Origin of the sequence: Pseudomonas putida (assembly GCA_041879295.1) — a bacterium.
Classification (GTDB): Bacteria; Pseudomonadota; Gammaproteobacteria; order Pseudomonadales; family Pseudomonadaceae; genus Aquipseudomonas; species Aquipseudomonas putida_Y.
In genome coordinates this window covers 485,310-508,766 of record CP047152.1, presented here as the reverse complement: position 1 = coordinate 508,766, position 23,457 = coordinate 485,310, and the positions used below count along the sequence as shown (strand labels likewise).

Genomic DNA, 23,457 nt, shown 5'->3' with positions numbered 1-23,457 from the left:
GCTGGCTGCTTACGGCAGCAAGCCGGCATGGGACAGGCCCATGCGCTCATCCAGGCCGAACAGAATGTTGAGGTTCTGTACCGCCTGGCCGGAGGCGCCCTTGACCAGGTTGTCGATCACCGACAGCACCACCACCAGGTCACCACCCTGCGGGCGATGAACCGCAATGCGACAAACGTTGGCGCCGCGCACGCTGCGGGTTTCCGGGTGGCTGCCAGCTGGCATCACGTCGACGAACGGTTCGTCGGCGTAGCGCTTCTCGTACAGGGCCTGCAGGTCGACCGAGGTATCGACCACATTCGCGTACAGGGTGGCATGGATGCCGCGGATCATTGGCGTCAGATGCGGCACGAAAGTCAGCCCGATGTCCTTGCCCGCGGCCAGGCGCAAGCCCTGGCTGATCTCCGGCAGGTGGCGATGACCCTTTACCGCGTATGCTTTCATGCTTTCGCCGGCTTCGCAGAACAGCGAGCCCACAGCCGCACCGCGGCCTGCACCGCTGACGCCCGACTTGCAGTCGGCGATCAGGCGCGATGGGTCAGCCAGCCCTGCTTCCAGCAGCGGCAGGAAGCCCAGCTGGGTGGCGGTCGGATAGCAACCCGGCACAGCGATCAGGCGTGCCTGGCGGATCTTCTCGCGGTTGACTTCAGGCAGGCCATACACAGCGTCCTTGAGCAGCTCTGGCGCGCCATGCGGCTGACCGTACCACTTGCCCCACTCGGCGGCATCCTGCAGGCGGAAGTCGGCCGACAGGTCGATCACCTTGGTGCCGGCCGCCAGCAGCTCACCAGCCAGGGCGTGGGCAACACCATGCGGCGTGGCGAAGAACACCACATCGCAGGCGGCCAGAGCCTTGCTGTCCGGCACGCTGAACGCCAACCCGTCATAATGGCCGCGCAGGTTCGGGTACATGTCCGCCACCGCCACGCCCGCCTCGGAGCGCGAAGTGATGACCGCCACTTCGGCCTGTGGATGCTGTGCCAGCAGACGCAACAGTTCGACGCCGGTGTAACCCGTGCCGCCGACGATACCGACCTTGATCATAACGCTTGCCCCTTATCAACGAGCCGTCTGGAAAGCGCACGATAATAGGGGCGCGGGGCGCCTGTAACAACTCTTCGGGTGACCCTTCGGGCGCTTGACCACTACTATCTGACGACCGTGATTACCTGAAGGAACTCCCTCCATGCTTTACCTATGGATCAAAGCGCTGCATATCGTCAGCGTGGTCTGCTGGTTCGCCGGCCTGTTCTACCTGCCCAGGCTGTTCGTCTACCACGCCCAGAGCCAGGACAGCATCAGCCAGGAACGCTTCGTGACCATGGAGCGCAAGCTGTATCGCGGCATCATGAACCCGGCGATGATCGCCACCTACGTCTTTGGCGCCTGGATGCTGTACCTCAATCCCGGCTGGCTGAGCCAGGGGTGGCTGCATGCCAAGCTCACCCTGGTCATCCTGCTGACCGGCTACCATCATGTGTGCGGTGCCCAGCGCAAACGCTTCGCCAATGGCACCAACACCCGCAGCCACGTCTACTATCGCTGGTTCAACGAAGTGCCCGTGCTGATCCTGCTGGGTATCGTCATTCTGGTGGTGGTGAAACCGTTCTGACATAGCCCCCCGCTCAAGGAGCCTTGCCATGTCGCTACCTGCCTCGCTCGAGCAACGCCTGCGGCTGCCCGTGGTTGCCGCGCCGATGTTCCTCATTTCCAACCCCCAACTGGTGCTGGCCTGCTGCGCCAGCGGCGTGGTTGGCAGTTTCCCGGCCCTGAACCAACGCGACAGCGCTGGCTTCAAGGCTTGGCTGGAAGAGATCGAGGCAGGCCTGGCTCAACTGCAGGCGCCAGCGCCCTACGCTGTCAACCTGATCGTCCACCCGACCAACCCGCGCCTGCAGGCCGACTTGGCTTTGTGCGTCGCACACCGTGTCCCAATCGTTATCACCAGCCTGGGGGCAGTAAAGGAAGTGGTCGATGCCGTACACGACTACGGCGGCCTGGTCCTCCACGATGTCACCACCCGCCGGCATGCCGAGAAAGCAGCCGAAGCCGGTGTCGATGGCCTTATCGCCGTCGCCGCAGGCGCAGGCGGCCATGCCGGCACCTGGAGCCCGTTCGCCCTGGCCGCAGAAATTCGCCAGTTCTTCGACAAGACCCTGTTGCTGGCTGGCTGCATCAACCACGGCCACGAAATCCTGGCCGCACAACTGCTGGGGGCGGACCTGGTGTACATGGGCACGCGCTTCATAGCCACCACAGAAAGCCAGGCCCAGGGCGCCTACAAACAGATGCTGCTGGATGCCCATGCCGCCGACATCATCCACACCCCAGTGGTGTCCGGCATCCCAGCCAGCTTCCTGCGCCAGAGCCTGGAGCAGGCCGGCTACGACATGAACGCCCTCAAGGGGGGGCAGGTGCAAGGCAAGCTCAAGCCAATCGATGACGAAGCCAAGGCCTGGAAGACCGTATGGTCAGCGGGCCAGGGCGTCGGAGCCATCCATGACCTGCCCAGCGCCAGCGCATTGATCGAGCGCCTGCATGGCGAGTACCGACAAGCCCTGGAACGCTGCCAGGTTTTGCGCGCCAGCACCTTGTAGCAAAAGGCAACACCTTGCACGGGCAAGTTGTACACTAGGCGCCCTCTTCCGCCCCCAGGAGCCTTGCATGACCCGTTACGCCATGATCACTGGTGCTTCCAGCGGCCTGGGCCTGGCCTTGGCGGAAGCGCTGGCACGGCGCGGGCGCAACCTGATCCTGGTGGCACGCCAACGAGAAACGCTGGAGCCTGTCGCCATGGAGCTGACCCAGCGTTTTGGTGTCGAGGTGCTGTTCCGCGCCTGCGACCTCAGTCAGCCGTTGCGCCTTTCAGGCTTCGTGCTAGAGCTGGAAGAAGGTGAGCGGCGTATCGATTTGCTGGTCAACTGCGCGGGCTTGCGCACCTATGGGCCGTTCCTGGCCCATGAATGGGCCGACGAACAAGACCTGCTGGAGGTCAACGTGCTGGCCCTGAGCCGCCTGTGCCACGCCATCGGTAACCTGATGGCTGTGCAGGGTGGCGGGCAGATTCTCAACGTCGCCGGCCTGGCCGGGGTGGCGCCTGGCCCATGGATGGCCGCCTATGCCGCCAGCAAGGCCTACGTTTTGAGCTTTTCCCAGGCCCTGCGCGAAGAACTGAAACGCACCGGCATCAAGGTCTCGGTACTGTGCCCTGGCCCAGTACGCTCCGCACGCAGGCGCATTGCGCGGCTCGATGGCAAGCCGCGCTGTCTCAGCCCAGAGGAAGTGGCGCTGTACACCGTGCGGGCACTGGACAAGAACCGCGCGCTGATCATGCCCGGTCGGCGCAACCGCTGGCTGGCGTTCGCCCCGCGGCTGCTGCCGCGCTGGCTGGTGCGCAAGCTGGCCGGGGCCATCCACCGCCGCTATTGCCCCTTAGGCATGGAATAGCCACTGGGCGAGCGGCGCCCGGCTGAGTAAACTCGGCCCGACCCTCACCATGGAGCAAGTGCTGTGGACGATCTATTCCTCAAAATCATCAACCGGGAAATCCCGGCAGATATCATCTATGAAGACGACCAGATCCTGGCCTTCAAGGACATTGCACCCGCGGCACCGGTACATTTTCTGGTCATCCCGAAAAAGCACATTCGCACCCTCAATGACCTGACCGAAGAAGACAAGGCCCTGGCTGGCCACATCCTGTTCACCGCCCAGCGCCTGGCTGTCGAACAAGGCTGCGAGGAAGGTTTCCGCGTGGTCATGAACTGCAACCCCAAAGGCGGCCAGACCGTCTACCACATCCATATGCACGTGCTTGGCCAGCGCCAGATGAACTGGCCACCGGGCTGACCCACGGCAAGCGACCCCGCCGCTATTGCGGTAAACTGTCGGGCACATTCTTGCGGAGGTGCCCGATGGCTACCGAACGTCACTACTCGCCGCTCGACCGCTTGTTGCTGCAGGCCGATACTGCCATGCGCACCTTGCTGCCATTCAGCGGCCAACCCGCCCGGCCATCGCCGGCCATCGTCCAGCCAGACGCTGACCTGGACGAGCAACAGGCCCGTCATATTGCCGGGCTGATGCGCATCAACCATACCGGTGAAGTCTGCGCCCAGGCGTTGTACCAAGGCCAGGCCCTGACCGCCAAGTTGCCGGAAGTGCGCAAGGCCATGGAGCATGCCGCTGAGGAAGAAATCGACCACCTGGCCTGGTGCGAACAGCGCATTCGCCAGCTGAACAGCCACCCGAGCGTGCTCAACCCTCTGTTCTACGGCATGTCGTTCGGCATTGGCGCACTGGCCGGGCTGGTCAGCGACAAGGTCAGCCTGGGCTTCGTCGCCGCTACCGAACATCAGGTGTGCAAGCACCTCGACGAGCACCTGGAGCAGCTCCCGCACGAAGATGAAAAATCCCGGGCCATTCTCGAGCAAATGCGCATCGACGAAGAGCAGCACGCCGAGTCTGCACTGGAGGCCGGTGGTTATCGCTTCCCGGCCCCCGTCCGCTTTGGCATGAGCTTGCTGGCCAAGGTCATGACCAAAAGCACATACCGCATCTGAAGGCATCACCATGACGGATCGATTCGACGCCAAGGACCTGGCGCGCGCCGTGCAAGCAGGCATTCTCCAACCAGGCCAGGACCAAAGCCTGTTGGCATTCCTGCGCCAGCAGCCCACACCACGTGGCAGCTTTCAGCTGGCCCATGTTGCCTTCTACTTTGGCGCCATGCTGATCATGGCGGCAATGGGTTGGTTGCTCACCGAGGCCTGGATGAGCCTCGGTGACAGCGCGCTGTTGATCATCGCCAGCCTCTATATCCTGCTGATCACCTTGTTCGCCCTCAATCTGCAACGCCGCGCCCAGCCCGTCGCCGCTGGCGTGCTGGCAGCAGTAGCCGTCAGCATCGTGCCGCTGGCGGTATTCGCTATCGAACGCATGCTCGGCTGGTGGCCACTGGACGATGCGCAGGCCGACTACCACCAGTACTACACCTACGTGCAGGGTGGCTGGCTGGCGATGGAAGCAGCCACGGTGCTTGCCGGGCTGCTAATGCTTCGGCTGATCCCCTACCCGTTCGTTGTCATGCCAATCGCCGTGGCCTTGTGGTTCATGTCGATGGACCTTAGCGAGTGGTTCTTCGGCTCCCCGTTCAGTTGGGAGCAGCGTCGCCAGGTATCCCTGTGGTTTGGGCTGGGCTTGCTGGTGGTTTTCCTCGTGATAGACGGCCGCACGCGTGAGGACTACGCCCGTTGGGGTTACCTCGCCGGGCTGGCAGCATTCTGGGGCGGGTTGACGCTGCTGGACAGCGGCAGTGAGTTGGGCAAGGCCCTGTACTGCCTGATCAACATTGCGCTGATGGGCATGGCGGTACTGCTGCGCCGGCCGGTGTTCATGGTGTTTGGTGCACTGGGGGTGGCGGCTTATCTGGGATATCTGTCGTACGAGGTGTTTGCCCAGTCGTTGCTGTTCCCGGTGGTGCTAACCATGATCGGGCTGGGGGTTATCTGGCTTGGCCTGGTTTACCAAAAGCGCCGGGAGCGGTTGAGCCAGGCGCTAAGAAGCAATCTTCCGCAATGGTTGCGAATGGCCCTTCCGGCGCTGCGCAACTGAAGGTCGGCCGGGCAGTATGTGGGAGCGGCTTCACCCGCTCCCTCAAGGGCTGCAAAGCGGCGCCGGAATCTCAGCCTTAACCCAGCTCTACGATTTCATACCCATGGGTAATCTCAACCCCGGCACGCTCAAGCATGATCGAAGCCGAGCAGTACTTTTCCGCCGACAGCTCCACCGCCCGCTTGACCTGCGCTTCTTTCAGCCCACGCCCTTTAACCACGAAGTTCATGTGAATCTTGGTGAACACCTTGGGGTCTTCGCTGGCGCGCTCCGCTTCAAGAAATGCCTCACAGCTTTCCACTGCCTGGCGCGACTTCTTCAGAATGCTCACCACGTCAAAGCTGCTGCAGCCACCCAGGCCCAGCAACAGCATTTCCATCGGTCGCACGCCCAGGTTGCGGCCGCCGGCCTCGGGCGGGCCGTCCATCACGACGACATGGCCGCTCCCCGATTCGCCGAGGAACATTGCCTCACCGGCCCACTGGATACGTGCCTTCATCTACCCGGACTCCTGATTTTCGGAAAAGGGTGTCAGCTTAGACCTTGTGCGGCTGTGGGAAAAGCACGAGATGTGTCGGTTTAGTACCGAAACATCCTGTAGTGTCTGATAAGCTGGCGCCAAATGACTGGCGCCCTCCGTCAGCCAACCTCTATAAAAAGCTTATGCGTCATATCGAACAGGATTTCGTGATGGTTGCCTCCGCCCTACCCGCCAAGATTAAGAACATCGACAAGCTGCTGGTGCACTGCCAGCGCCGCCGCTACACCGCCAAAAGCAATATCATCTGCGCCGGCGACCGGGCCGAGACACTGTCGTTCATCATCAAGGGTTCGGTCACCATCCTCATCGAGGACGATGACGGCCATGAAATGATCATCGCCTACCTCAACAATGGCGATTTCTTTGGCGAGCTAGGCCTGTTCGAGCCCGTTGATGGCGAGCAGCAGCGCAGTGCCTGGGTACGCGCCAAGACCGAATGCGAAGTGGCCGAAATCAGCTACGAAAAGTTTCGCGAACTGGCGCGCCAGGACCCTGAAATCCTCTACGCCCTGGGCAGTCAAATGGCCCAGCGCCTGCGCAACACTACGCGCAAGGTTGGCGATTTGGCATTTTTCGACGTGACCGGGCGAGTTGCCCGTTGCCTGCTGGAGCTGTGCAAGCAGCCCGACGCCATGACCCACCCCGATGGCATGCAGATCAAGATTACCCGTCAGGAAATCGGCCGAATCGTCGGTTGCTCCCGGGAAATGGTCGGCCGCGTTCTAAAGGATTTGGAGGAACGCAGCCTGGTGCAGGTCAAGGGTAAGACCATGGTGGTCTACGGTACCCGCTAGTCCTTGGGCAACTCGGCCAGTACCTTGGCGTAGGCCTGCGAAAGGCGCTCGAACCAGGGTGCTGCCGGCGCTACTTCGTGCAAGGCGATGTGCGCATCAGCGCGACAGCGTTGCTCCAGCTCGCAGCACTCGTTGAAGCGGTTGACCGCCGCCACCATCGACTCGCGCTCGTTGTCCAGCAGCAGGGCACCGTGCACCAGCACCACCGGGCGCTTGCCACCCAGGCCCTGACGCCAGCGCTGGGCGGTACCCACCAGTTTGCGGCCATTGAGGTTGACGTTGTAGCGGCCATCGCAGAAGGCCCCGTCAATTTCCCCGACTGACGCTACCCCTCCCCACTCGCGCAGCACATCGCACAGCGGCAGACACAGGCGCTCGTAGGCATTTTCGATACGGCCGTGGTCACCTTCACTGCGCGGCGCGGCGTAGACCAGTGCAACGTTCACTGTCGAGTGCGACTGAGGCACCGGCTCACCGCCGGTTTCTCGCAGCAGCACCGGCCAGCCAGCAATAGCCAATTCCGCGCAGGCGACCTCGAAGTTGCCCAGCCGGCTCATGCGCCGAGGCATGACCAGCGCGTGGTCGGTCGGGCGCCAGAACAGCACGCCACTGTCACGCTCGCCACGGCAGACGGCGGCCAGCAATTCCTGTTCGGCGTGCAGGCCTTGTTCGACGCTCAGGGCCAAGGGTTGATCGGTCATTGATCCACCTATTTTGTTGTTTTCACCGGCCTCTTCGCGGGTAAACCCGCTCCCACAACAGGACGCGTACCCGTGTAGGGGCGGGCTTGCCGGCGAAGAGGCCATTACAGGTACAAAAAAGCCGGCAAAAACGCCGGCTTCATTTGATCAGTCCAGTTGCTGAACAGTCTTCTTCACCTGCTCGGGGAAGAACAGCCGCTGTAATTCCAGGCCAGGCTGCTCGGCGCGCATGAACGCCTCCCCCACCAGGAACGAGTAAACCTCGTTGATTGCCATCAGCTCCACATCGGCCCGGTTGAGAATACCGCTTTCGGTAATCGCCAGACGGTCACGCGGAATGCGCGGCAGCAGGTCGAGGGTGGTTTCCAGGCTGACCTCGAAAGTATGCAGGTTGCGGTTGTTCACCCCCACCAGCGGTGTATCCAGGGTTTTCAGCGCGCGCTCCAGCTCATCGCCATCGTGCACTTCTACCAGCACGTCGAGGCCGACGTCCTTGGCAGTGGCGGCCAGCTCAGCCATCTTCACGTCATCCAGCGCCGACACGATCAGCAGTACGCAGTCTGCCCCCAGGGCCCGGGCTTCGACGATCTGGTAAGGGTCGACCATGAAGTCCTTGCGGATCACCGGCAGCGAAACCGCTGCGCGGGCCTGCTGCAAGTACTCATCGGCTCCCTGGAAATAATCGACATCGGTCAGCACCGAGAGGCAGGTGGCCCCGCCCTTCTCGTAGCTGACCGCGATTTCCGCCGGCACGAAGTGCTCACGGATCACGCCCTTGCTTGGCGAAGCCTTCTTGATTTCGGCAATCACCGCTGGCTGCTTGCGTTTGGCCTGCTCGATCAGCGCGTTGGCGAAGCCTCGCGGGGCGTCGGCGGCCTTGGCCAGACCTTCCAGTTCGGCGAAGCTGACGCGTGCACTACGCTCGGCCACTTCTTGAAACTTGCGAGCAATGATCCTTTCCAGCACCGTCGGCACACTCATGCTTCGTTCTCCACCTTGAATACTGCAGTAAAGGCGCCCAATTCCTGCAGCTTCTCCCAGGCCAGGCCGGTGTGCAGTACATCATGGGCCAGTTCTACACCGGCTTTCAGGCTCATGGCATGGTCAGCGGCATACAGCGCCGCGCCAGCATTAAGCACGATCATCTCGGCGGCCTTCTGGCCGTTCTCGGTCTTGCGCCGGCCCAGCGCATCGCGGATCAACTCCAGCGAAGCCTGCGGGCTCTCGACAGCCAGGCCATGAAGGCTCTGACTCTTAATGCCGAGGTCTTCCGGCTCGACCCAATATTCAGTAATTTCGTCGTTTTTCAGTTCGGCGACAAAGGTGGGTGCGGCCAGGCTGAACTCGTCCAGGCCATCCTTCGAGTGCACTACCAGCACATGCTTGCTACCCAGACGCTGCAGCACCTCAGCCAGCGGGCGGCAAAGGGCTTGCGCGAACACACCGACCACCTGGTGCTTCACTCCGGCCGGATTCGTAAGCGGGCCGAGCATATTGAACAGGGTGCGCAACCCCAGTTCTCGACGCGGGCCTGCGGCGTGCTTCATGGCCGAGTGGTGACTTTGCGCAAACATGAAACCGATGCCCAGGCTGTCGATGCAGCGCGCCACTTGAGTTGGCGTCAGGTTCAGGTAGATGCCGGCAGCTTCCAGCAAGTCGGCACTGCCGCTCTTGCCCGATACCGCGCGGTTACCGTGCTTGGCCACCGGGCAGCCCGCCGCCGCCAGGACGAAGGACGAAGCGGTGGAGACGTTGAAGATGTTGGCGCCATCACCGCCGGTACCGACAATATCGACGACACCATCAAGGCTTTGCAGCTCGACCTTTTCGGCCAGCTCACGCATCACCGACACCGCGCCGACGATTTCGTCGATGCTTTCGCTTTTCATGCGCATGCCCATCAGGAAGGCACCTATCTGCGCCTCGCTGCACTGACCGGTCATGATCTGGCGCATGACCTGGCGCATTTCGTCGGTAGTAAGGTCCAGCTGGCCGACGATACGGCTCAACGCACTCTTGATATCCATGTTCGATCCTTAACGGCGGCCGCCGGTCTGCTTGAGGAAATTGGCGAACAGTTCATGGCCCTGCTCGGTCAGGATCGACTCAGGGTGGAATTGCACCCCTTCGATATTCAGCGTCTTGTGGCGCAGGCCCATGATCTCATCGACCGAACCGTCAGCATGAGAGGTCCAGGCGGTAACTTCCAGGCAGTCGGGCAAGGTTTCACGCTTTACCACCAGCGAGTGGTAACGGGTCACGGTCAGCGGGTTGTTAAGGCTGGCGAACACGCCCAGGTCGCGGTGATACACCGGGCTGGTCTTGCCGTGCATGACCTGGCGTGCACGTACAACGTCGCCGCCAAAAGCCTGCCCGATTGACTGGTGGCCCAGGCATACGCCGAGGATTGGCAACTTGCCAGCAAAGTGCAGGATGGCCTCGATGGACACGCCCGCTTCGCTTGGGGTGCACGGCCCCGGGGATACGACGATGCGCTCAGGGTTGAGGGCCTCGATCTGGGCGATTGTCATTTCGTCATTGCGAATGACCTTGACCTCGGCACCCAGCTCGCCAAGGTACTGAACGACGTTGTAAGTGAATGAGTCGTAATTGTCGATCATCAGTAACATGGTGTTAAACCTCTTGAATCTACTGACTTCATGATTCGAACCTTCCTGCACCAGCCACAGGCGCGGCTTTGCCACAACAGGCGGTAAACGAGAAGGCAAACGGGGACGGGCCGGGCGGGCCGGCAGGAGATAAAGTCAGGCGCGCCAACGCCAACGGGCGTGGGCCTTGATTACGCGCATCAAGAGTTTGCTGACGATCAACACAGGATAGGTCTCGCTCATACGTCCCGGCACAGTAGCCTACCGGGGCGACGGGCGCAATATGCCTGTAAACACGGGGAAACGAATGGACTTGGGAGGGAAGCACTACGATTTGCTAAGGTCGATGGGGTTGTCCTTATAAAAACAAAGAAAAGGATGTTCCCTGATGCGAAAAGCCCCGTTATTGCGCTTTACCCTCGCTTCACTGGCCTTGGCCTGCAGCCAGGCGTTGGCAGGCCCTTCGCCCTATTCCACCCTTGTCGTATTTGGCGACAGTCTCGCCGATGCAGGGCAGTTTCCCGACCTGGGCGGCGGTACCCCAGGCGCGCGTTTCACCAACCGCGATGCCGACGGCAACTTTGCCCCAGTGTCACCGATGATCCTCGGTAGCCGCCTGGGGGTCGCGCCAGGCGACCTGAACCCGTCGACATCAATAGGCATCAGCCCCGATGGTAATAACTGGGCAGTCGGCGGGTACACCACCCAGCAGATCCTGGACTCGATCACGACAACGTCCGAGACCGTCATCCCACCTGGAAACCCCAATGCCGGGTTGGTGCTGCGCGAGCGCCCCGGCTACCTGGCCAACGGGCTGCGCGCCGACCCAAATGCCTTGTACTATCTGACAGGCGGCGGTAACGACTTCCTGCAGGGCCTGGTGAATAGCCCGGCCGACGCCGTAGCCGCCGGCGCCCGCCTGGCTGCCAGCGCCCAAGCGCTTCAGCAAGGAGGTGCGCGCTACATCATGGTCTGGCTACTGCCTGACCTCGGCCAAACACCCAATTTCAGCGGCACACCACAGCAAAACCCACTGTCACTGCTCTCCGCTGCGTTCAACCAGTCATTGATCAGCCAGTTGGGGCAGATCGATGCCCAGATCATTCCACTGAACATCCCTACGCTGTTGAGCGAGGCGTTGGCCAGCCCCAGCCAGTTCGGCCTGGCCAGCGACCAGAACCTTGTCGGCACCTGCTACAGCGGAGACAGTTGCGTGGAAAACCCGGTGTACGGGATCAACGGTACAACGCCAGACCCGACCAAACTGCTGTTCAACGACTCGGTACACCCGACCATCGCGGGCCAACAACTGATTGCCGATTACGCCTACTCGATCCTCGCTGCCCCTTGGGAACTGACCCTGCTACCGGAAATGGCCCACGCCAGTCTGCGGGCTCACCAGGATGAGTTGCGCAATCAGTGGCAGACGCCTTGGCAAGCAGTTGGCCAATGGCAAGCCTTTGTCGCCAGCGGCGCTCAGGACCTGGACTTCGACGGCCAGCACAGCGCGGCCAGCGGTGACGGTCGCGGCTACAACCTGACCTTTGGCGGCAGCTATCGCCTGAACGACGCCTGGCGCCTGGGCCTGGCCGGCGGTGCGTACCGGCAGAAGCTGGAAGCTGGCGAACAGGACTCGGACTACAAGCTGAACAGCTATATGGCCAGTGCCTTTGCCCAATACCGCCAGGACCGCTGGTGGGCCGACGCAGCGCTGACCGCCGGGCACCTGGACTACAGCGATCTCAAGCGTACCTTCGCCCTGGGTGTGAATGACCGCAGTGAGAAGGGCGACACCGACGGCGAAGCCTGGGCATTGTCCGGGCGGCTGGGCTACAACCTGGCGGCCGACACCAGCAACTGGCAGTTGGCACCGTTCATCAGTGTCGACTATGCGCGGGTGAAGGTGGATGGCTACGACGAGAAGAGCGGGCGCTCGACGGCGCTTGCCTTCGATGACCAGGAGCGCACTTCACGCCGCCTGGGCGTGGGGCTGCTGGGCAGCGTGCAGGTACTGCCAGGTACCCGGCTTTTCGCCGAGGTGGCACAGGAGCATGAGTTCGAGGACGACGAGCAGGATGTGACGATGCACCTGACCAGCTTGCCGGCAAATGACTTCACCCTGAGCGGGTACACACCACACAGCGACCTGACCCGGGCGAGCCTGGGAGTAAGCCACGAACTGGTGGCGGGGGTGCATTTGCGCGGGAACTACAACTGGCGCAAAAGTGATGAGTTGACGCAGCAGGGCATTAGCCTGGGGGTTAGTGTGGACTTCTAAATTGCTGGGGCCGCTTTGCGGCCCCAGGCAAATTATTTGGCCGAAGTCTGCTCGGCCAACGCCACCGCACGGAACATCGCCCGGCGCTTGTTGATGGTTTCTTCCCATTCCAGCGCCGGCACCGAGTCGGCAACGATGCCGCCACCGGCCTGCACATGCAGCTCGCCGTCCTTGATCACTGCAGTACGAATGGCAATTGCGGTATCCATATTGCCGTTCCAGGCAAAATACCCGACTGCACCGCCGTATACCCCACGCTTGACAGGTTCCAGCTCGTCGATGATTTCCATCGCGCGGATCTTCGGCGCTCCCGACAAGGTGCCAGCCGGCAGAATCGCCCGCAGTGCATCCATCGCCGTGAGGCCTTCACGCAACTGGCCAGTAACGTTGGAGACAATGTGCATCACGTTGGAGTAACGCTCGATCACCATCTTCTCGGTCAGGCGCACACTGCCGGTCGAAGACACACGGCCCACATCGTTGCGGCCCAGATCGATCAGCATCAGGTGCTCGGCAATTTCCTTGTCGTCCGACAGCAGGTCGTCTTCCAGCGCACGGTCGGCCTCCTCGGTCGCACCACGCGGGCGGGTACCGGCAATCGGGCGCACGGTGACCAGGTTGTCCTCGACACGTACCAACACCTCGGGCGAGCTGCCGACTACATGAAAGTCACCGAAGTTGAAGAAGTACATGTACGGCGTCGGGTTGAAACAGCGTAGCGCGCGGTACAGGTCGATAGGCGCAGCCTTGAAGTCGATCGACATGCGCTGCGATGGCACCACCTGCATACAGTCCCCGGCCAGGATGTATTCCTTGATACGACCGACGGCGTTTTCGTAATCCTCGCGGGTGTAGCTGGAGCGGAATTCCGGCTCGGCTGCCTGCGGGCCGCTCAGGTCCAGACCGCGGCGCGGGGTGATTGGCTGACGCAAGGTTTCCAGCAAGCCTTGCAGGCGCGCCTGGCCCTGTTCGAAAGCCTGATCTTCAGCTGGGTCGACCAACACGATGGCGTGCATCTTGCCCGCCAGGTTGTCGAACACCACCACCGCGTCGGACACCATCAGCAGGATATCGGGTACGCCCAGCGGGTCCGGATTGGGGCTGGCGCCTAGGCGCTTTTCCACATAGCGCACGCAATCGTAGCCAAAGTAGCCGACCAGCCCGCCATTGAAGCGCGGCAGGCCGGGGATATCGGCAACTTTGTAGCGGTCCTTGAAGGTTTCAACGAATGCCAGCGGGTCTTCGACCTCACAGCTTTCCACCTCGACGCCATCCTGGAGGATGCTGACATGGTAGCCATGCACACGCATCACCGTACGCGATGGCAAGCCGATCATCGAGTAACGGCCCCACTTCTCGCCGCCCTGCACCGATTCGAGCAGGTACGAGTTGGGCCGGTCAGCCAGTTTCAGGTAGATCGACAGCGGCGTGTCGAAGTCGGCCAAGGTTTCACAGGCCAAGGGAATACGGTTGTAGCCGGCAGCAGCCAGGCGCAGGAATTCTTCGTGGTTCATGAGTAGTCTCGTGGCAAGCAGCAATAGGTCAGGCAAACGGACGGGCCGGCACACGCCGGCAGGCTGAAGTCAGGCGCGCCAACGCCAACGGGCCAAGGCCTTGATGACTTTCATCCAGAATTTGCCAGTAACCGCCACGGTGGACTCTCTGTCTTGTGAGGCTTGAAGGTCCGCCAACGTTATCCCAGTGGCCGGGTCTGCGCAACCGGGCAGCAATGCCCGCAAGTCGTCGATTACCAGGCTGGGGGATTCATCGTCGATCGGCCTGCCATGGTTATAGCCGTAGGTCAGGCCCACGCATTGCACGCCAGCCGCCTTGGCCGCCTGCACGTCACTGCGCGAATCACCCACAAACAGGGATTGCTGCGGGGTAACACCGGCCATCTGCATGACGAACAGCAACGCCGCCGGGTCGGGCTTTTTCTGCGGCAAGGTGTCGCCACCAATGATCCAGCGGAAGAAATTGCCGATCTTCATCTGGTCCAGCAGCGGGCCAACGAAGCGCTCAGGCTTGTTGGTAATCAGCGCCATCTCCACGCCCTGCTTGCGCAGCCAGCGCAGGGTGTCCCGTACGCCGGGGTAGACCACGGTCAGATCATGGCTTTCGGCATAAGCGTCCATGAACAGCGCCAGCGCCTGTTCTGCCAGCGCATCGTCCACTTCGGCATGGTCGATGCCACCCGCCAACGCGCGGCGCACCAGCACCTGGGCGCCATTGCCAACCCAGTGGCGCACCGCCTCAAGGCCAGCAGGCGGGCGCCCCAGTTCGAGCAGCATGCGGTCCACAGCGGCGGCCAGATCAGGCACGGAATCGATCAGGGTACCGTCCAGATCGAACATTACCAGCCTGGGCAGCGTCCCCGGGAACAGCTGCTCGAAGCCGCTCATGGGCGGGCCAGGGCCAGTTCGGCGCGCATCTTGGCGATAACTTCCTGGTAGTCCGGGGCGTTGAAAATCGCCGAGCCGGCCACGAAGGTGTCGGCGCCAGCGGCAGCGATCTCGCGGATGTTGTTGACGTTCACGCCACCATCGATCTCCAGACGGATATCACGGCCACTGGCGTCGATCAGCGCACGCGCTTCGCGCAGCTTGTCGAGGGTGCCGGGGATGAACTTCTGCCCGCCGAAGCCCGGGTTGACGCTCATCAGCAGCACCATGTCGATCTTGTCCATCACGTATTTCAGGGCATCCAGGCTGGTGGCCGGGTTGAACACCAGGCCAGCCTTGCAGCCACCATCCTTGATCAGCTGAAGCGAACGGTCGATGTGCTGTGTGGCTTCAGGGTGGAAGGTGATGTAGGTGGCACCCGCTTCGATAAAGTCGCCAATGATGCGATCAACCGGGCTGACCATCAGGTGCACGTCGATCGGCGCAGTGACGCCGTACTTGCGCAGAGCGGTGCAAACCATAGGGCCGATGGTCAGGTTGGGGACATAGTGATTGTCCATGACATCGAAGTGGACGATGTCTGCACCCGCAGCCAATACCTTGTCGACGTCCTCACCCAGGCGGGCAAAATCGGCGGAGAGAATGGAGGGGGCAATAGCGTAGGGCTGCATGGCGCACCTGTTGGCAAAGTCACGGTGGCGCGCATTGTAACTCAGGGAAAGCGATCAAGGCTGATTGGTATCAATTGGTGTCGACCAGCGCAACCTGTGCCGGCCCCTTCGCAGCTTTAGCCGCGAAGAGCCCGGCACAGGCAAACCATCATCAGGTCGGCTGCTGGGTCCTCAGCTTCTCACTACGCCCACGCAACCATTCCAGGGTAAGCAGCAACACCACCGAGAACGCAATCAGCAAGGTCGCCGCCGCGGCAATGGTCGGGCTCAGGTTCTCGCGAATACCGCTGAACATCTGCCGCGGCAGGGTTGCCTGCTCCGGCCCGGCGAGGAACAGCGTCACCACCACCTCGTCAAACGAGGTGGCAAAGGCAAACAACGCTCCCGAGATGACACCGGGCGCGATCAGCGGCAGGGTCACCCGGCGGAAAGCCAGCAGAGGCGAGGCTCCCAGGCTGGCCGCCGCGCGCACCAGGTTGTAGTTGAAGCCCTGCAGCGTCGCCGACACGGTAATGATGACGAACGGCACACCCAGTACCGCATGCACCAGAATCAGCGAGATGAAGCTGTTGCCCATGCCCAGAGGAGCGAAGAACAGGTAACTGGCCACCCCGATGATCACTACCGGCACCACCATCGGCGAGATCACCAACGCCATCACCAGCGACTTGCCGGGGAAATCGCCACGGGTCAGGCCGATGGCCGCCAAGGTGCCGAACACCATGGCCAGCACCGTGGCCGCCGGGGCAACGATGATGCTGTTCTTCAACGCCCGCATCCACTCGGCCGAGCCGAAGAAGTCCTGATACCACTGCAGCGAGAAGCCCTGCAGCGGGTACACCAGGAAGCTGCCACTGTTGAATGACAGCGGCACGATCACCAGCACTGGCAAGATCAGGAACAGCAGGATCAAGCCACAGAGAATGCGCAGGCTGTAGTACCAGACCCGCTCCACGGGCGACATGTATGGGCTCAGCATGACAGGCTCCTCAGCTCAGGCGCAGGCGGCTGGCGCCGACCAGCCAGCTATAGATCAGGTACAACAGCACGGTCGCCAGCAGCAACAGCCCGCCCAGTGCGGTGGCCATGCCCCAGTTGATGCTGGTGTTGGTGTAGAAGGCGACGAAGTAGCTGACCATCTGGTCGTTGGGGCTACCCAGCAGCGCCGGGGTGATGTAGTAACCGATGGCCAGGATGAACACCAGCAGGCAACCGGCGCCAACACCGGCGTAGGTCTGCGGGAAGTACACCCGCCAGAAACTGGCGAACGGGTGGCAGCCCAGCGAGATTGCCGCACGCATGTAGCTCGGGGAAATCCCCTTCATCACGCTGTACAGCGGCAGGATCATGAACGGCAGCAGAATGTGCACCATCGAGATGTAGACGCCTGTGCGGTTGAACACCAGCTCAAGCGGCTGGTCGATGATGCCCATGGCCATCAGCGCGCCGTTGATCAGGCCGCCCGACTGCAGCAGCACGATCCAGGCCGCCACCCGCACCAGGATCGATGTCCAGAAAGGCAACAGCACCAGAATCATCAGCAGGTTGCTCTGCCGGGTAGGCAGGTTGGCCAACAGGTAGGCCAGAGGGTAGGCCAGTACCAGGCAGATAGTGGTAATCACCACCCCCATCCACAGGGTACGGACAAAAATGTCCAGGTAAATGGCCTGGTCCGGGGTGGCCTTGGCCAGTTCACCAAGGTCATCGATGCGGTGGTCAACCGAGGCCAGCAGGTAGAAAGAAGTCACCGAACTGGTATTGCGGCGTATCGCCTGCCAATAAGCCGGGTCACCCCAACGCTCGTCGACAGCCTGCAAAGCGTCTTTATAAGAGGCAGGCTCAGCCTTGAATGGCAATGCCCGGGCAGTCTTGGTCAACAAGCTGCGGTAGCCGGCCAGCTCCATGTTCAAGCGTTTGGAAAGGTCACCAAGGGTATGGTTCTTGCGCGACTCGGCCAGGTCCTGGCTGAGCGCCTTGTAAACGTCCTCGCCAGGCAGGCTCTTGCCATCCCACTGGCTGATGACTTCCACCGTACGCGGCAGGCCGCCGACCACTTCCGGGTTACCGACGCTCTTGTACAGCAGCGCCGCAATCGGCACCAGGAACACCAGCAGAAGAAACAGCGCCAGCGGCGCGATCAACGCCTGCGCCTTCCAGCGGTTTACCCGCTCGGCGTGTTTGAGGCGCTGCTTGAGACTTGGATCTGCGCCTTCTTTGAGGGGCACTGCAATGGCCATGGCGAACTCCGCAATACAGGCTGAAATGGGGGCCGCTCTGCGGCCCCACACACTGGACGTTTACTTCTTCGCCGCCCAGGCGTTGAAGCGTTGCTCCAGCTGCTCGCTGTTGTCGGCCCAGAACGCCACGTCGATCTGCACCTGGTTGGCAATGTTCTCAGGCGTGGTCGGCATGTCTTTCTTCACTTCGTCCGACAGCAGGCTCACGGCCTTGGAGTTGGCCGGGCCATAGGCGATGTTCTCGGAGTAGATCTTCTGCTGCTCGGGCTTGACGCTGTAGGCGATGAACTTCTTCGCCTCTTCGACGTTCTTGGCACCCTTAGGGATCGCCCATGCATCGAAGTCGTAGATGCCGCCGTTCCACACCACCTTGAGGTTGCTCTCTTTCTGCACAGCGGCAATACGCCCGTTGTAGGCAGAACTCATGACCACGTCGCCAGAGGCCAGGAACTGTGGCGGCTGTGCACCCGCTTCCCACCACTGGATACTGGGCTTGAGTTCATCGAGTTTCTTGAAGGCGCGGTCCACACCCTCTTTGGTGCCCAGTACCTGATACACGTCCTTCGGTGCCACACCGTCGGCCATCAGGGCGAACTCCAGGGTGTACTTGGCGCCCTTGCGCAGGCCGCGCTTGCCAGGGAATTTCTTGGTGTCCCAGAAATCCGCCCAGCTGGTGGGTGCGGTCTTCAGTTTGTCAGCGTTGTAGGCCATGACCGTGGACCAAACGAAGAAACCTACGCCGCACGGCTGGATGGCGCCCTTCACATAATCGGACTCGTTACCGAACAGGGCCGGGTCTAGCTCTTCGAACATGCCCTCGTCGCAACCGCGCGCCAGCTCTGGCGACTCAACCTCTACCAGGTTCCACGACACACTCTTGGTGTCGACCATCGCCTTGACCTTGGCCATTTCGCCGTTGTACTCACCCGCGACAATCTTGCCATTACCCGCTTTTTCCCATGGCTCGTAGAACGCTTTGGCCTGGGCAGCCTTGTTGGCGCCCCCGAACGAGATCACGGTGAGGTCTGCGGCCATGGCCTGGCCAGCGGTGAACAGCCCCAACGCCAGGGCGGTCAGTTTCAACTGCTTACGCATTATTATTCTCTCCACAGTACAGGGTTGGTGAAGCAATCCATCAATGGGCTTCGGCAATCGGATCGAGCGCGCGGGCGTGCTCCACCTCCCAGCCCAGCGGTACTACATCGCCCACGGCCAATGCCGGGTCGAGCTCGGCAATAGGCTGCTTCACGAAGAAGTCGCCCTTGCCGCAGACTTCCAGACGCACGCGCACGTGGTCGCCCAGATAAATGAATTCGGCCACACGGCCAGAGAACCGGTTGACGCAGCTTTCACTGTGGCCATTCAGGCGCACGCGCTCCGGGCGAATCGATAGGGTCACCGGCTCGCCGGCCTGGCCGACATTCACCGCCAGCGCCTCAACCCGCTCGCCGCGAGGCAACTGCACCTGGCAACGGTTGCCATCGCTGGCCAGCAGGGTGCCGTTAATGCGGTTATTCTCGCCGATGAAGTTGGCGACGAAGGTGTTGCAAGGCTCTTCGTAGAGCGTGCGCGGGTCGGCGATCTGCTGGATTTCGCCCTGGTGGAACACCGCCACGCGATCTGACATGGTCAGCGCTTCGCCCTGGTCATGGGTTACGTACACCACGGTCACACCGAGGCGCTGGTGAATGTGCTTGATTTCCATCTGCATGTGTTCGCGCAGTTGCTTATCCAGTGCGCCGAGTGGCTCATCCATCAGCACCAGCTGAGGCTCGAACACCAATGCCCGGGCCAGCGCCACACGCTGCTGCTGGCCGCCAGACAGCTGGCCGGGGTAGCGTTTGGCGAAAGCGTCGAGCTGGACCATGTTCAGCACACGTTTGACCCGCTCGCTGATATCGGTCTTGCTCAGGTTGCGCACGGTCAGCGGAAAGGCCAGGTTCTCGGCCACGGTCATGTGCGGAAACAGCGCGTAGTTCTGGAACACCATGCCGATATCACGCTTGTGCGGCGGCACATTGTTGATCGAGCGGCCGCCAAGCTGGATTTCGCCGGCGGTGGGGGTCTCGAAGCCCGCCAGCATCATCAGGCTGGTGGTTTTGCCGGAGCCGGACGGGCCAAGCAGGGTGAGGAACTCGCCCTTGCGGATATCCAGGTTGAGGTCTTTGACGATCAGCGACTCGCCGTCGTAGCTCTTCTGCACACCACGGAAGCTGACCAGCGTTTCGCCGGTTGCAGCGTTCGACTTCGCCTCGCTCATGCCTGCACCTTCTTGTTGGATGACTGCGTAGGCAAAAGAGTAGAAGAGACGCAAGCGCCCGAAAATCGGGGGTAGTGAGAGAATGCCATCATCCGGATGGAAGACTTGTTGTAGGGATCGCCCTACAAAGATGGCGGGATTGGAATGCGCTCCAAAGCAGTCCACCGAACCTGTGGGAGCGGGCATGCCCGCGAAGAGGCCGGTGCAACCATAGAAATCAACCGGCAAGGCCCTTTCGCGGGCACGCCCGCTCCCACAAGGGCCTCGACAGGTTCAACGATTGCGTATGTCGCAATCAGACCAGCTTGTGCTCCATGGCGTATTTCACCAGCTCCGCCAGCGAGTTCACTTTCAACTTCTGCATCAGGCGCGCCTTGTGGGTGCTGATGGTCTTGCTCGACAGCGCCAACTGCTGGGCAATGTCGTTGACGTTGGCGCCCTGGGCCAGGCGCTCGAACACCGAAAACTCCCGCTCCGAGAGCAATGTGTGCAACGGCCGGGATTCGGTCAGGCCCACTTCGAACACCATGCGGTCGGCCAGCGACGGGTCGATATAACGTCCACCACCCGCCACCCGACGAATCGCCGTCAGTAGCAGCGCCGGATCACTGTCTTTGGTGGCATAGCCCGCAGCACCGGCCTTCAGCGCCCGCGCCGCCATCTGCGCCTCATCGTGCATCGACAGCATCAGGATCGCCGGCGCATCGTGCAACGCACGGATACGCGGGATCGCTTCCAGACCGCTCACACCCGGCATGGAGATATCCAGCAGTACCACCTCGCACGGTGTGTGGCGCAGGGTTTCGAGCAACTGCTCGCCGTTACCGGCCTCCCCCGCCACTTGCATGTCCTTGGCCAGGCCAATCAACTGTTTGATGCCTTCACGGACAATGGTGTGGTCTTCGGCCACCAGTACTCGAATCACGATTGCTCTCCTACTCCAACGGAATGGCCACGCTCAGGCTGGTGCCTTCACCCGGCTCACTGTCCAGCGCCATGCTCCCCCCCATCATCAGCACCCGCTCGCGCACACCCACCAGGCCAAACGAGGTGGGCCGGGTCTGCTCGCGGCAAAAGCCTTGGCCATCATCGCTGACCGTCATGCGCAACTGACCGCCCTCACGTACCAGTTCAATCTCCACGCTGTGTGCCTGGGCGTGACGCATCACATTGGTCAGCGCCTCCTGGAGGATACGAAACAGCCCGGTGGCTTTGGCATCACTCAATGCTGGCAGATTATCGGGTACTTGCACCAGACAGGGGATTTGCGTGCGCGCCTCGAAACGCCGCGCCTGCCATTCGATGGCCGAGGCAATACCGGCGTCGAGGATCGGCGGACGCAAGGCAGTGGCGACATCGCGCACCAGCTGGAACAACTGGGCGATCAGGCGTTTCATGCTCGCCAGGCGTTCATTCAGGCCTGGGTCCAGTTCGGCATAGGCCAGCTCGCACATCGACACTTCCAGCTTGAGCACGGTCAGCATCTGCCCCAGTTCATCATGCACTTCCCGGGCGATACGGGCTTTTTCTTCTTCACGCACGCTCTCCAGGTGGGCCGAGAGTTCGCGCAGCTGCTCCTGGGACTTCGCCAGCGCCAGCTCGGCCCGCTTGCCCTGTGTGATGTCCCAGACTACACCGTCCCACACCACCTGGCCGTTGCCCAGGCGACGGGCGCTGGCCTTGATATCGGCCCAGCGCTGTTCGCCCTGCCGGGTGAGGATGCGCCCCTGCCAGGACCAGTCCTGGTCGCTGACCAAGGCCAGGTCCTGTACCCTGTGATAATCAGCACGGTCCTCGGGGTGTACCAGGTTGCGCAGCCCCATCTGCGGATGCTGGATCTCGCTGGGCGCATAACCCACCAACGCCTCGCTACCCTCGCTGATATAGGGGAACTCCAGATCACCCTCGGCCGGGTCACGCTCCAGGCGAAACACCAACCCGGGTACGTTGCCAGCAATGCCCTTGAGCCGCGCCTCGCTTTCGCGCAGGGCCGCCAAGGCGCGGTGGCGTTCGGTAACATCGGCGAGGTAGACCACCAGATATTCGGAGTCACGAAAACGCAGAAAGCTCAGCGACAGCTCCACGGGTAGCAAGCTTTGATCAGCCCGCCGGCACTGCGTCTCAAACTGACCGACACCACCCGTCCCTGTACGCGCGCCCTTCCACAGCTCTAGCCAGCGGTCCATGTTCAGGCTTGGCTCGAAGTCGCTCAGCGGCCGCTCCAGCAGTTCACCCTCGGTGTAGCCCAACATGCGCTCGGCAGCATGGTTGGCGTAACGCACATGGCTGTCCCAATTGACCCAGAGGATACCCACGGTGCTCTGATCGATGGCGAACTGGCTCAGGCGCAACGCCTCTTCGCGCACCTGGCGCTCCACAAGGCTTTCCCGCGCGGCCAACAGGCTGCGCTCCAGCTGGCGCTGCTGCCGGCGTTGCCACACCAGTGTGGCCATGGCACACAGCAGCAACATACCGAACAGCAAGGCGATGTTCTGCCAGAAGCCAGGCGACTCGCTCAGGCGCGGGTATTTCGGCTGCAACCAACGCTGATGCAGTTGTTCCAGCTCCTTGGCCGGCAGTGCCTGCAGGCCACGTTCAAGTACATCGGCCAGCAGCGGCCAGTCGCGCCGCGAACCGATACGCAACAGCTGCGGCAAGCCGACATCGCCGACCACCGCCAGCTCACCGAACTCGCTCTCGCGCGACAGGCGGCTGAGCTGCGCTTCATCCAGCACGGCGAAACTGGCCTGGCCACCGACCACCAGTTGCAAAGCCTCACGATCGTCTGGCACCCCCTGCAGGTTGAGGTTGCCGTAGTTGCCGCGCAGGTAATCCGCCAGGGGGCTGGGCATGCGCACCGCCACGCGTTGCTCGGCTTCAAGCTTTTCCAGCTCCACGGCCATGGCCCCGGTGCGCGGCCCCACCACCAGTTGTGGCACGCGCATGTACGGGTCGCTGAATAGCCACAGCCGCAGGCTGGCCGGCGTCTGGGTAAGGCCAGGGGCGAAGTCGATTTCGCCGCGCTGCAGGGCATGTTCCAAACTGGCCTGGTCGCTGAAGTTACGCCAGGTGAGGTCCAGCCGCAGCGCCTGCGCCAGGCTGTTCACCAGTTCCACATTGGCCCCGTAAAGTTGCTGCAGACGCCGGTCGAACTGGGCGTAGGGCGCCTGCAACACCAGGCCGACACGCAAACTGCGGTGGGTGTCCAGCCACTGCTGCTGATCAGGCTCCAGCACCACAGAGGGCAGCGCCTCGGGCTTGGCCCAGACAATCAAGGGCAGCCACAAGCAGCCGATAACCAACAGGCGACGCACTCGCTTCATCTATACGCTCGACTTGGCAAAGACGACC

The 23,457-nt window shown here is 62.0% G+C and carries 23 protein-coding genes; 8 read left to right on the top strand and 15 right to left on the bottom strand.

The features are described 5' to 3' along the window. Positions 1 to 9: 9 nt before the first annotated feature. Positions 10 to 1,044 (bottom strand): N-acetyl-gamma-glutamyl-phosphate reductase, encoded by a 1,035-nt coding sequence (locus tag GST84_02265; GenBank protein XGB11251.1) that lies wholly within the window; start codon positions 1,042 to 1,044, stop codon positions 10 to 12. A 142-nt stretch (positions 1,045 to 1,186) separates the two neighbouring features. Here GST84_02265 and hemJ point away from each other — a divergent pair, with 142 nt between their 5' ends. From hemJ to GST84_02235, 6 genes are all read left to right on the top strand, one after another. After that, the gene (hemJ, locus tag GST84_02260) at positions 1,187 to 1,612 is read left to right on the top strand and encodes a protoporphyrinogen oxidase HemJ (GenBank protein XGB11250.1); all 426 of its coding nucleotides are present in this window, start codon (positions 1,187 to 1,189) and stop codon (positions 1,610 to 1,612) included. A 28-nt stretch (positions 1,613 to 1,640) separates the two neighbouring features. Beyond that, positions 1,641 to 2,597: a nitronate monooxygenase gene (locus GST84_02255; protein ID XGB11249.1), complete on the top strand. Its 957-nt coding sequence runs from the start codon at positions 1,641 to 1,643 to the stop codon at positions 2,595 to 2,597. A gap of 67 nt (positions 2,598 to 2,664) precedes the next feature. Further along, positions 2,665 to 3,447, top strand: a complete 783-nt coding sequence (locus GST84_02250; protein XGB11248.1) for an SDR family NAD(P)-dependent oxidoreductase — start codon at positions 2,665 to 2,667, stop codon at positions 3,445 to 3,447. A 63-nt stretch (positions 3,448 to 3,510) separates the two neighbouring features. Further along, positions 3,511 to 3,849, top strand: a complete 339-nt coding sequence (locus GST84_02245) for an HIT domain-containing protein (GenBank protein ID XGB11247.1) — start codon at positions 3,511 to 3,513, stop codon at positions 3,847 to 3,849. Between the two features lie 65 nt (positions 3,850 to 3,914). After that, a complete protein-coding gene (gene coq7 / locus GST84_02240) occupies positions 3,915 to 4,562 on the top strand; it encodes a 2-polyprenyl-3-methyl-6-methoxy-1,4-benzoquinone monooxygenase (GenBank protein XGB11246.1) in 648 nt (215 codons plus the stop codon). A 10-nt stretch (positions 4,563 to 4,572) separates the two neighbouring features. Beyond that, positions 4,573 to 5,613, top strand: coding sequence for a DUF2157 domain-containing protein (locus tag GST84_02235; GenBank protein ID XGB11245.1), 1,041 nt, complete (start codon positions 4,573 to 4,575; stop codon positions 5,611 to 5,613). A gap of 76 nt (positions 5,614 to 5,689) precedes the next feature. On the opposite strand, the gene GST84_02230 is transcribed toward GST84_02235, so the two are convergent. After that, positions 5,690 to 6,112, bottom strand: coding sequence for an OsmC family protein (locus tag GST84_02230; GenBank protein ID XGB11244.1), 423 nt, complete (start codon positions 6,110 to 6,112; stop codon positions 5,690 to 5,692). Between the two features lie 191 nt (positions 6,113 to 6,303). Between GST84_02230 and crp the strand changes: the two genes are divergently transcribed. After that, positions 6,304 to 6,948 (top strand): cAMP-activated global transcriptional regulator CRP, encoded by a 645-nt coding sequence (crp, locus tag GST84_02225; protein XGB11243.1) that lies wholly within the window; start codon positions 6,304 to 6,306, stop codon positions 6,946 to 6,948. On the opposite strand, the gene GST84_02220 is transcribed toward crp, so the two are convergent. The 4 genes from GST84_02220 to GST84_02205 all read right to left on the bottom strand — a co-directional run bounded on the left by GST84_02220 (position 6,945) and on the right by GST84_02205 (position 10,279). Further along, on the bottom strand, positions 6,945 to 7,649 hold the full coding sequence (locus tag GST84_02220) for a lipoate--protein ligase family protein (protein ID XGB11242.1): 705 nt from the start codon (positions 7,647 to 7,649) through the stop codon (positions 6,945 to 6,947). The genes crp and GST84_02220 overlap by 4 nt on opposite strands. Before the next feature lie 147 nt (positions 7,650 to 7,796). Continuing rightward, positions 7,797 to 8,630, bottom strand: a complete 834-nt coding sequence (gene trpC, locus GST84_02215) for an indole-3-glycerol phosphate synthase TrpC (protein XGB11241.1) — start codon at positions 8,628 to 8,630, stop codon at positions 7,797 to 7,799. After that, a complete protein-coding gene (trpD, locus tag GST84_02210; protein XGB11240.1) occupies positions 8,627 to 9,676 on the bottom strand; it encodes an anthranilate phosphoribosyltransferase in 1,050 nt (349 codons plus the stop codon). Before trpD ends, trpC begins: the two co-directional genes overlap by 4 nt. Positions 9,677 to 9,685: 9 nt before the next feature. Next, positions 9,686 to 10,279, bottom strand: a complete 594-nt coding sequence (locus GST84_02205) for an aminodeoxychorismate/anthranilate synthase component II (protein XGB11239.1) — start codon at positions 10,277 to 10,279, stop codon at positions 9,686 to 9,688. A gap of 367 nt (positions 10,280 to 10,646) precedes the next feature. Between GST84_02205 and GST84_02200 the strand changes: the two genes are divergently transcribed. Further along, positions 10,647 to 12,536 carry an autotransporter domain-containing protein gene (locus GST84_02200; GenBank protein XGB11238.1) on the top strand — a complete coding sequence of 630 codons (1,890 nt, stop codon included), beginning with the start codon at positions 10,647 to 10,649 and terminating at the stop codon, positions 12,534 to 12,536. A 32-nt stretch (positions 12,537 to 12,568) separates the two neighbouring features. Here GST84_02200 and GST84_02195 read toward each other — a convergent pair whose 3' ends face one another. The 9 genes from GST84_02195 to GST84_02155 form a co-directional block, all read right to left on the bottom strand. After that, positions 12,569 to 14,050 (bottom strand): anthranilate synthase component I, encoded by a 1,482-nt coding sequence (locus GST84_02195; protein ID XGB11237.1) that lies wholly within the window; start codon positions 14,048 to 14,050, stop codon positions 12,569 to 12,571. A gap of 69 nt (positions 14,051 to 14,119) precedes the next feature. Beyond that, positions 14,120 to 14,938, bottom strand: a complete 819-nt coding sequence (locus GST84_02190; protein XGB11236.1) for a phosphoglycolate phosphatase — start codon at positions 14,936 to 14,938, stop codon at positions 14,120 to 14,122. Beyond that, positions 14,935 to 15,609: a ribulose-phosphate 3-epimerase gene (locus GST84_02185; GenBank protein ID XGB11235.1), complete on the bottom strand. Its 675-nt coding sequence runs from the start codon at positions 15,607 to 15,609 to the stop codon at positions 14,935 to 14,937. The genes GST84_02190 and GST84_02185 overlap by 4 nt, the downstream gene beginning before the upstream one ends. A 151-nt stretch (positions 15,610 to 15,760) precedes the next feature. Beyond that, positions 15,761 to 16,588 carry an ABC transporter permease subunit gene (locus GST84_02180; GenBank protein ID XGB11234.1) on the bottom strand — a complete coding sequence of 276 codons (828 nt, stop codon included), beginning with the start codon at positions 16,586 to 16,588 and terminating at the stop codon, positions 15,761 to 15,763. Positions 16,589 to 16,598: 10 nt separating this feature from the next. Next, a complete protein-coding gene (locus tag GST84_02175; GenBank protein ID XGB11233.1) occupies positions 16,599 to 17,846 on the bottom strand; it encodes an ABC transporter permease subunit in 1,248 nt (415 codons plus the stop codon). A 60-nt stretch (positions 17,847 to 17,906) separates the two neighbouring features. Next, complete coding sequence (locus tag GST84_02170) at positions 17,907 to 18,941, bottom strand: extracellular solute-binding protein (GenBank protein ID XGB11232.1); 1,035 nt, start codon at positions 18,939 to 18,941, stop codon at positions 17,907 to 17,909. Positions 18,942 to 18,981: 40 nt separating this feature from the next. Continuing rightward, positions 18,982 to 20,106: a polyamine ABC transporter ATP-binding protein gene (gene potA / locus GST84_02165; protein ID XGB11231.1), complete on the bottom strand. Its 1,125-nt coding sequence runs from the start codon at positions 20,104 to 20,106 to the stop codon at positions 18,982 to 18,984. Positions 20,107 to 20,401: 295 nt separating this feature from the next. After that, positions 20,402 to 21,031, bottom strand: a complete 630-nt coding sequence (locus tag GST84_02160) for a response regulator (GenBank protein XGB11230.1) — start codon at positions 21,029 to 21,031, stop codon at positions 20,402 to 20,404. Positions 21,032 to 21,041: 10 nt separating this feature from the next. Continuing rightward, entirely contained in the window at positions 21,042 to 23,429 is a 2,388-nt protein-coding gene (locus GST84_02155) for a PAS domain S-box protein (protein XGB11229.1), read from the bottom strand. Between the last annotated feature and the right edge of the window lie 28 nt (positions 23,430 to 23,457).

Bases quoted from the DNA above. Each gene is read 5' to 3' on its own strand.
- GST84_02265 (XGB11251.1), bottom strand. From the start codon at position 1,044: ATGATCAAGGTCGGTATCGTCGGCGGCACGGGTTACACCGGCGTCGAA.
- hemJ (XGB11250.1), top strand. From the start codon at position 1,187: ATGCTTTACCTATGGATCAAAGCGCTGCATATCGTCAGCGTGGTCTGC.
- GST84_02255 (XGB11249.1), top strand. From the start codon at position 1,641: ATGTCGCTACCTGCCTCGCTCGAGCAACGCCTGCGGCTGCCCGTGGTT.
- GST84_02250 (XGB11248.1), top strand. From the start codon at position 2,665: ATGACCCGTTACGCCATGATCACTGGTGCTTCCAGCGGCCTGGGCCTG.
- coq7 (XGB11246.1), top strand. From the start codon at position 3,915: ATGGCTACCGAACGTCACTACTCGCCGCTCGACCGCTTGTTGCTGCAG.
- GST84_02235 (XGB11245.1), top strand. From the start codon at position 4,573: ATGACGGATCGATTCGACGCCAAGGACCTGGCGCGCGCCGTGCAAGCA.
- GST84_02230 (XGB11244.1), bottom strand. From the start codon at position 6,112: ATGAAGGCACGTATCCAGTGGGCCGGTGAGGCAATGTTCCTCGGCGAA.
- crp (XGB11243.1), top strand. From the start codon at position 6,304: ATGGTTGCCTCCGCCCTACCCGCCAAGATTAAGAACATCGACAAGCTG.
- GST84_02220 (XGB11242.1), bottom strand. From the start codon at position 7,649: ATGACCGATCAACCCTTGGCCCTGAGCGTCGAACAAGGCCTGCACGCC.
- trpC (XGB11241.1), bottom strand. From the start codon at position 8,630: ATGAGTGTGCCGACGGTGCTGGAAAGGATCATTGCTCGCAAGTTTCAA.
- trpD (XGB11240.1), bottom strand. From the start codon at position 9,676: ATGGATATCAAGAGTGCGTTGAGCCGTATCGTCGGCCAGCTGGACCTT.
- GST84_02205 (XGB11239.1), bottom strand. From the start codon at position 10,279: ATGTTACTGATGATCGACAATTACGACTCATTCACTTACAACGTCGTT.
- GST84_02200 (XGB11238.1), top strand. From the start codon at position 10,647: ATGCGAAAAGCCCCGTTATTGCGCTTTACCCTCGCTTCACTGGCCTTG.
- GST84_02195 (XGB11237.1), bottom strand. From the start codon at position 14,050: ATGAACCACGAAGAATTCCTGCGCCTGGCTGCTGCCGGCTACAACCGT.
- GST84_02190 (XGB11236.1), bottom strand. From the start codon at position 14,938: ATGAGCGGCTTCGAGCAGCTGTTCCCGGGGACGCTGCCCAGGCTGGTA.
- GST84_02185 (XGB11235.1), bottom strand. From the start codon at position 15,609: ATGCAGCCCTACGCTATTGCCCCCTCCATTCTCTCCGCCGATTTTGCC.
- GST84_02180 (XGB11234.1), bottom strand. From the start codon at position 16,588: ATGCTGAGCCCATACATGTCGCCCGTGGAGCGGGTCTGGTACTACAGC.
- GST84_02175 (XGB11233.1), bottom strand. From the start codon at position 17,846: ATGGCCATTGCAGTGCCCCTCAAAGAAGGCGCAGATCCAAGTCTCAAG.
- GST84_02170 (XGB11232.1), bottom strand. From the start codon at position 18,941: ATGCGTAAGCAGTTGAAACTGACCGCCCTGGCGTTGGGGCTGTTCACC.
- potA (XGB11231.1), bottom strand. From the start codon at position 20,106: ATGAGCGAGGCGAAGTCGAACGCTGCAACCGGCGAAACGCTGGTCAGC.
- GST84_02155 (XGB11229.1), bottom strand. From the start codon at position 23,429: ATGAAGCGAGTGCGTCGCCTGTTGGTTATCGGCTGCTTGTGGCTGCCC.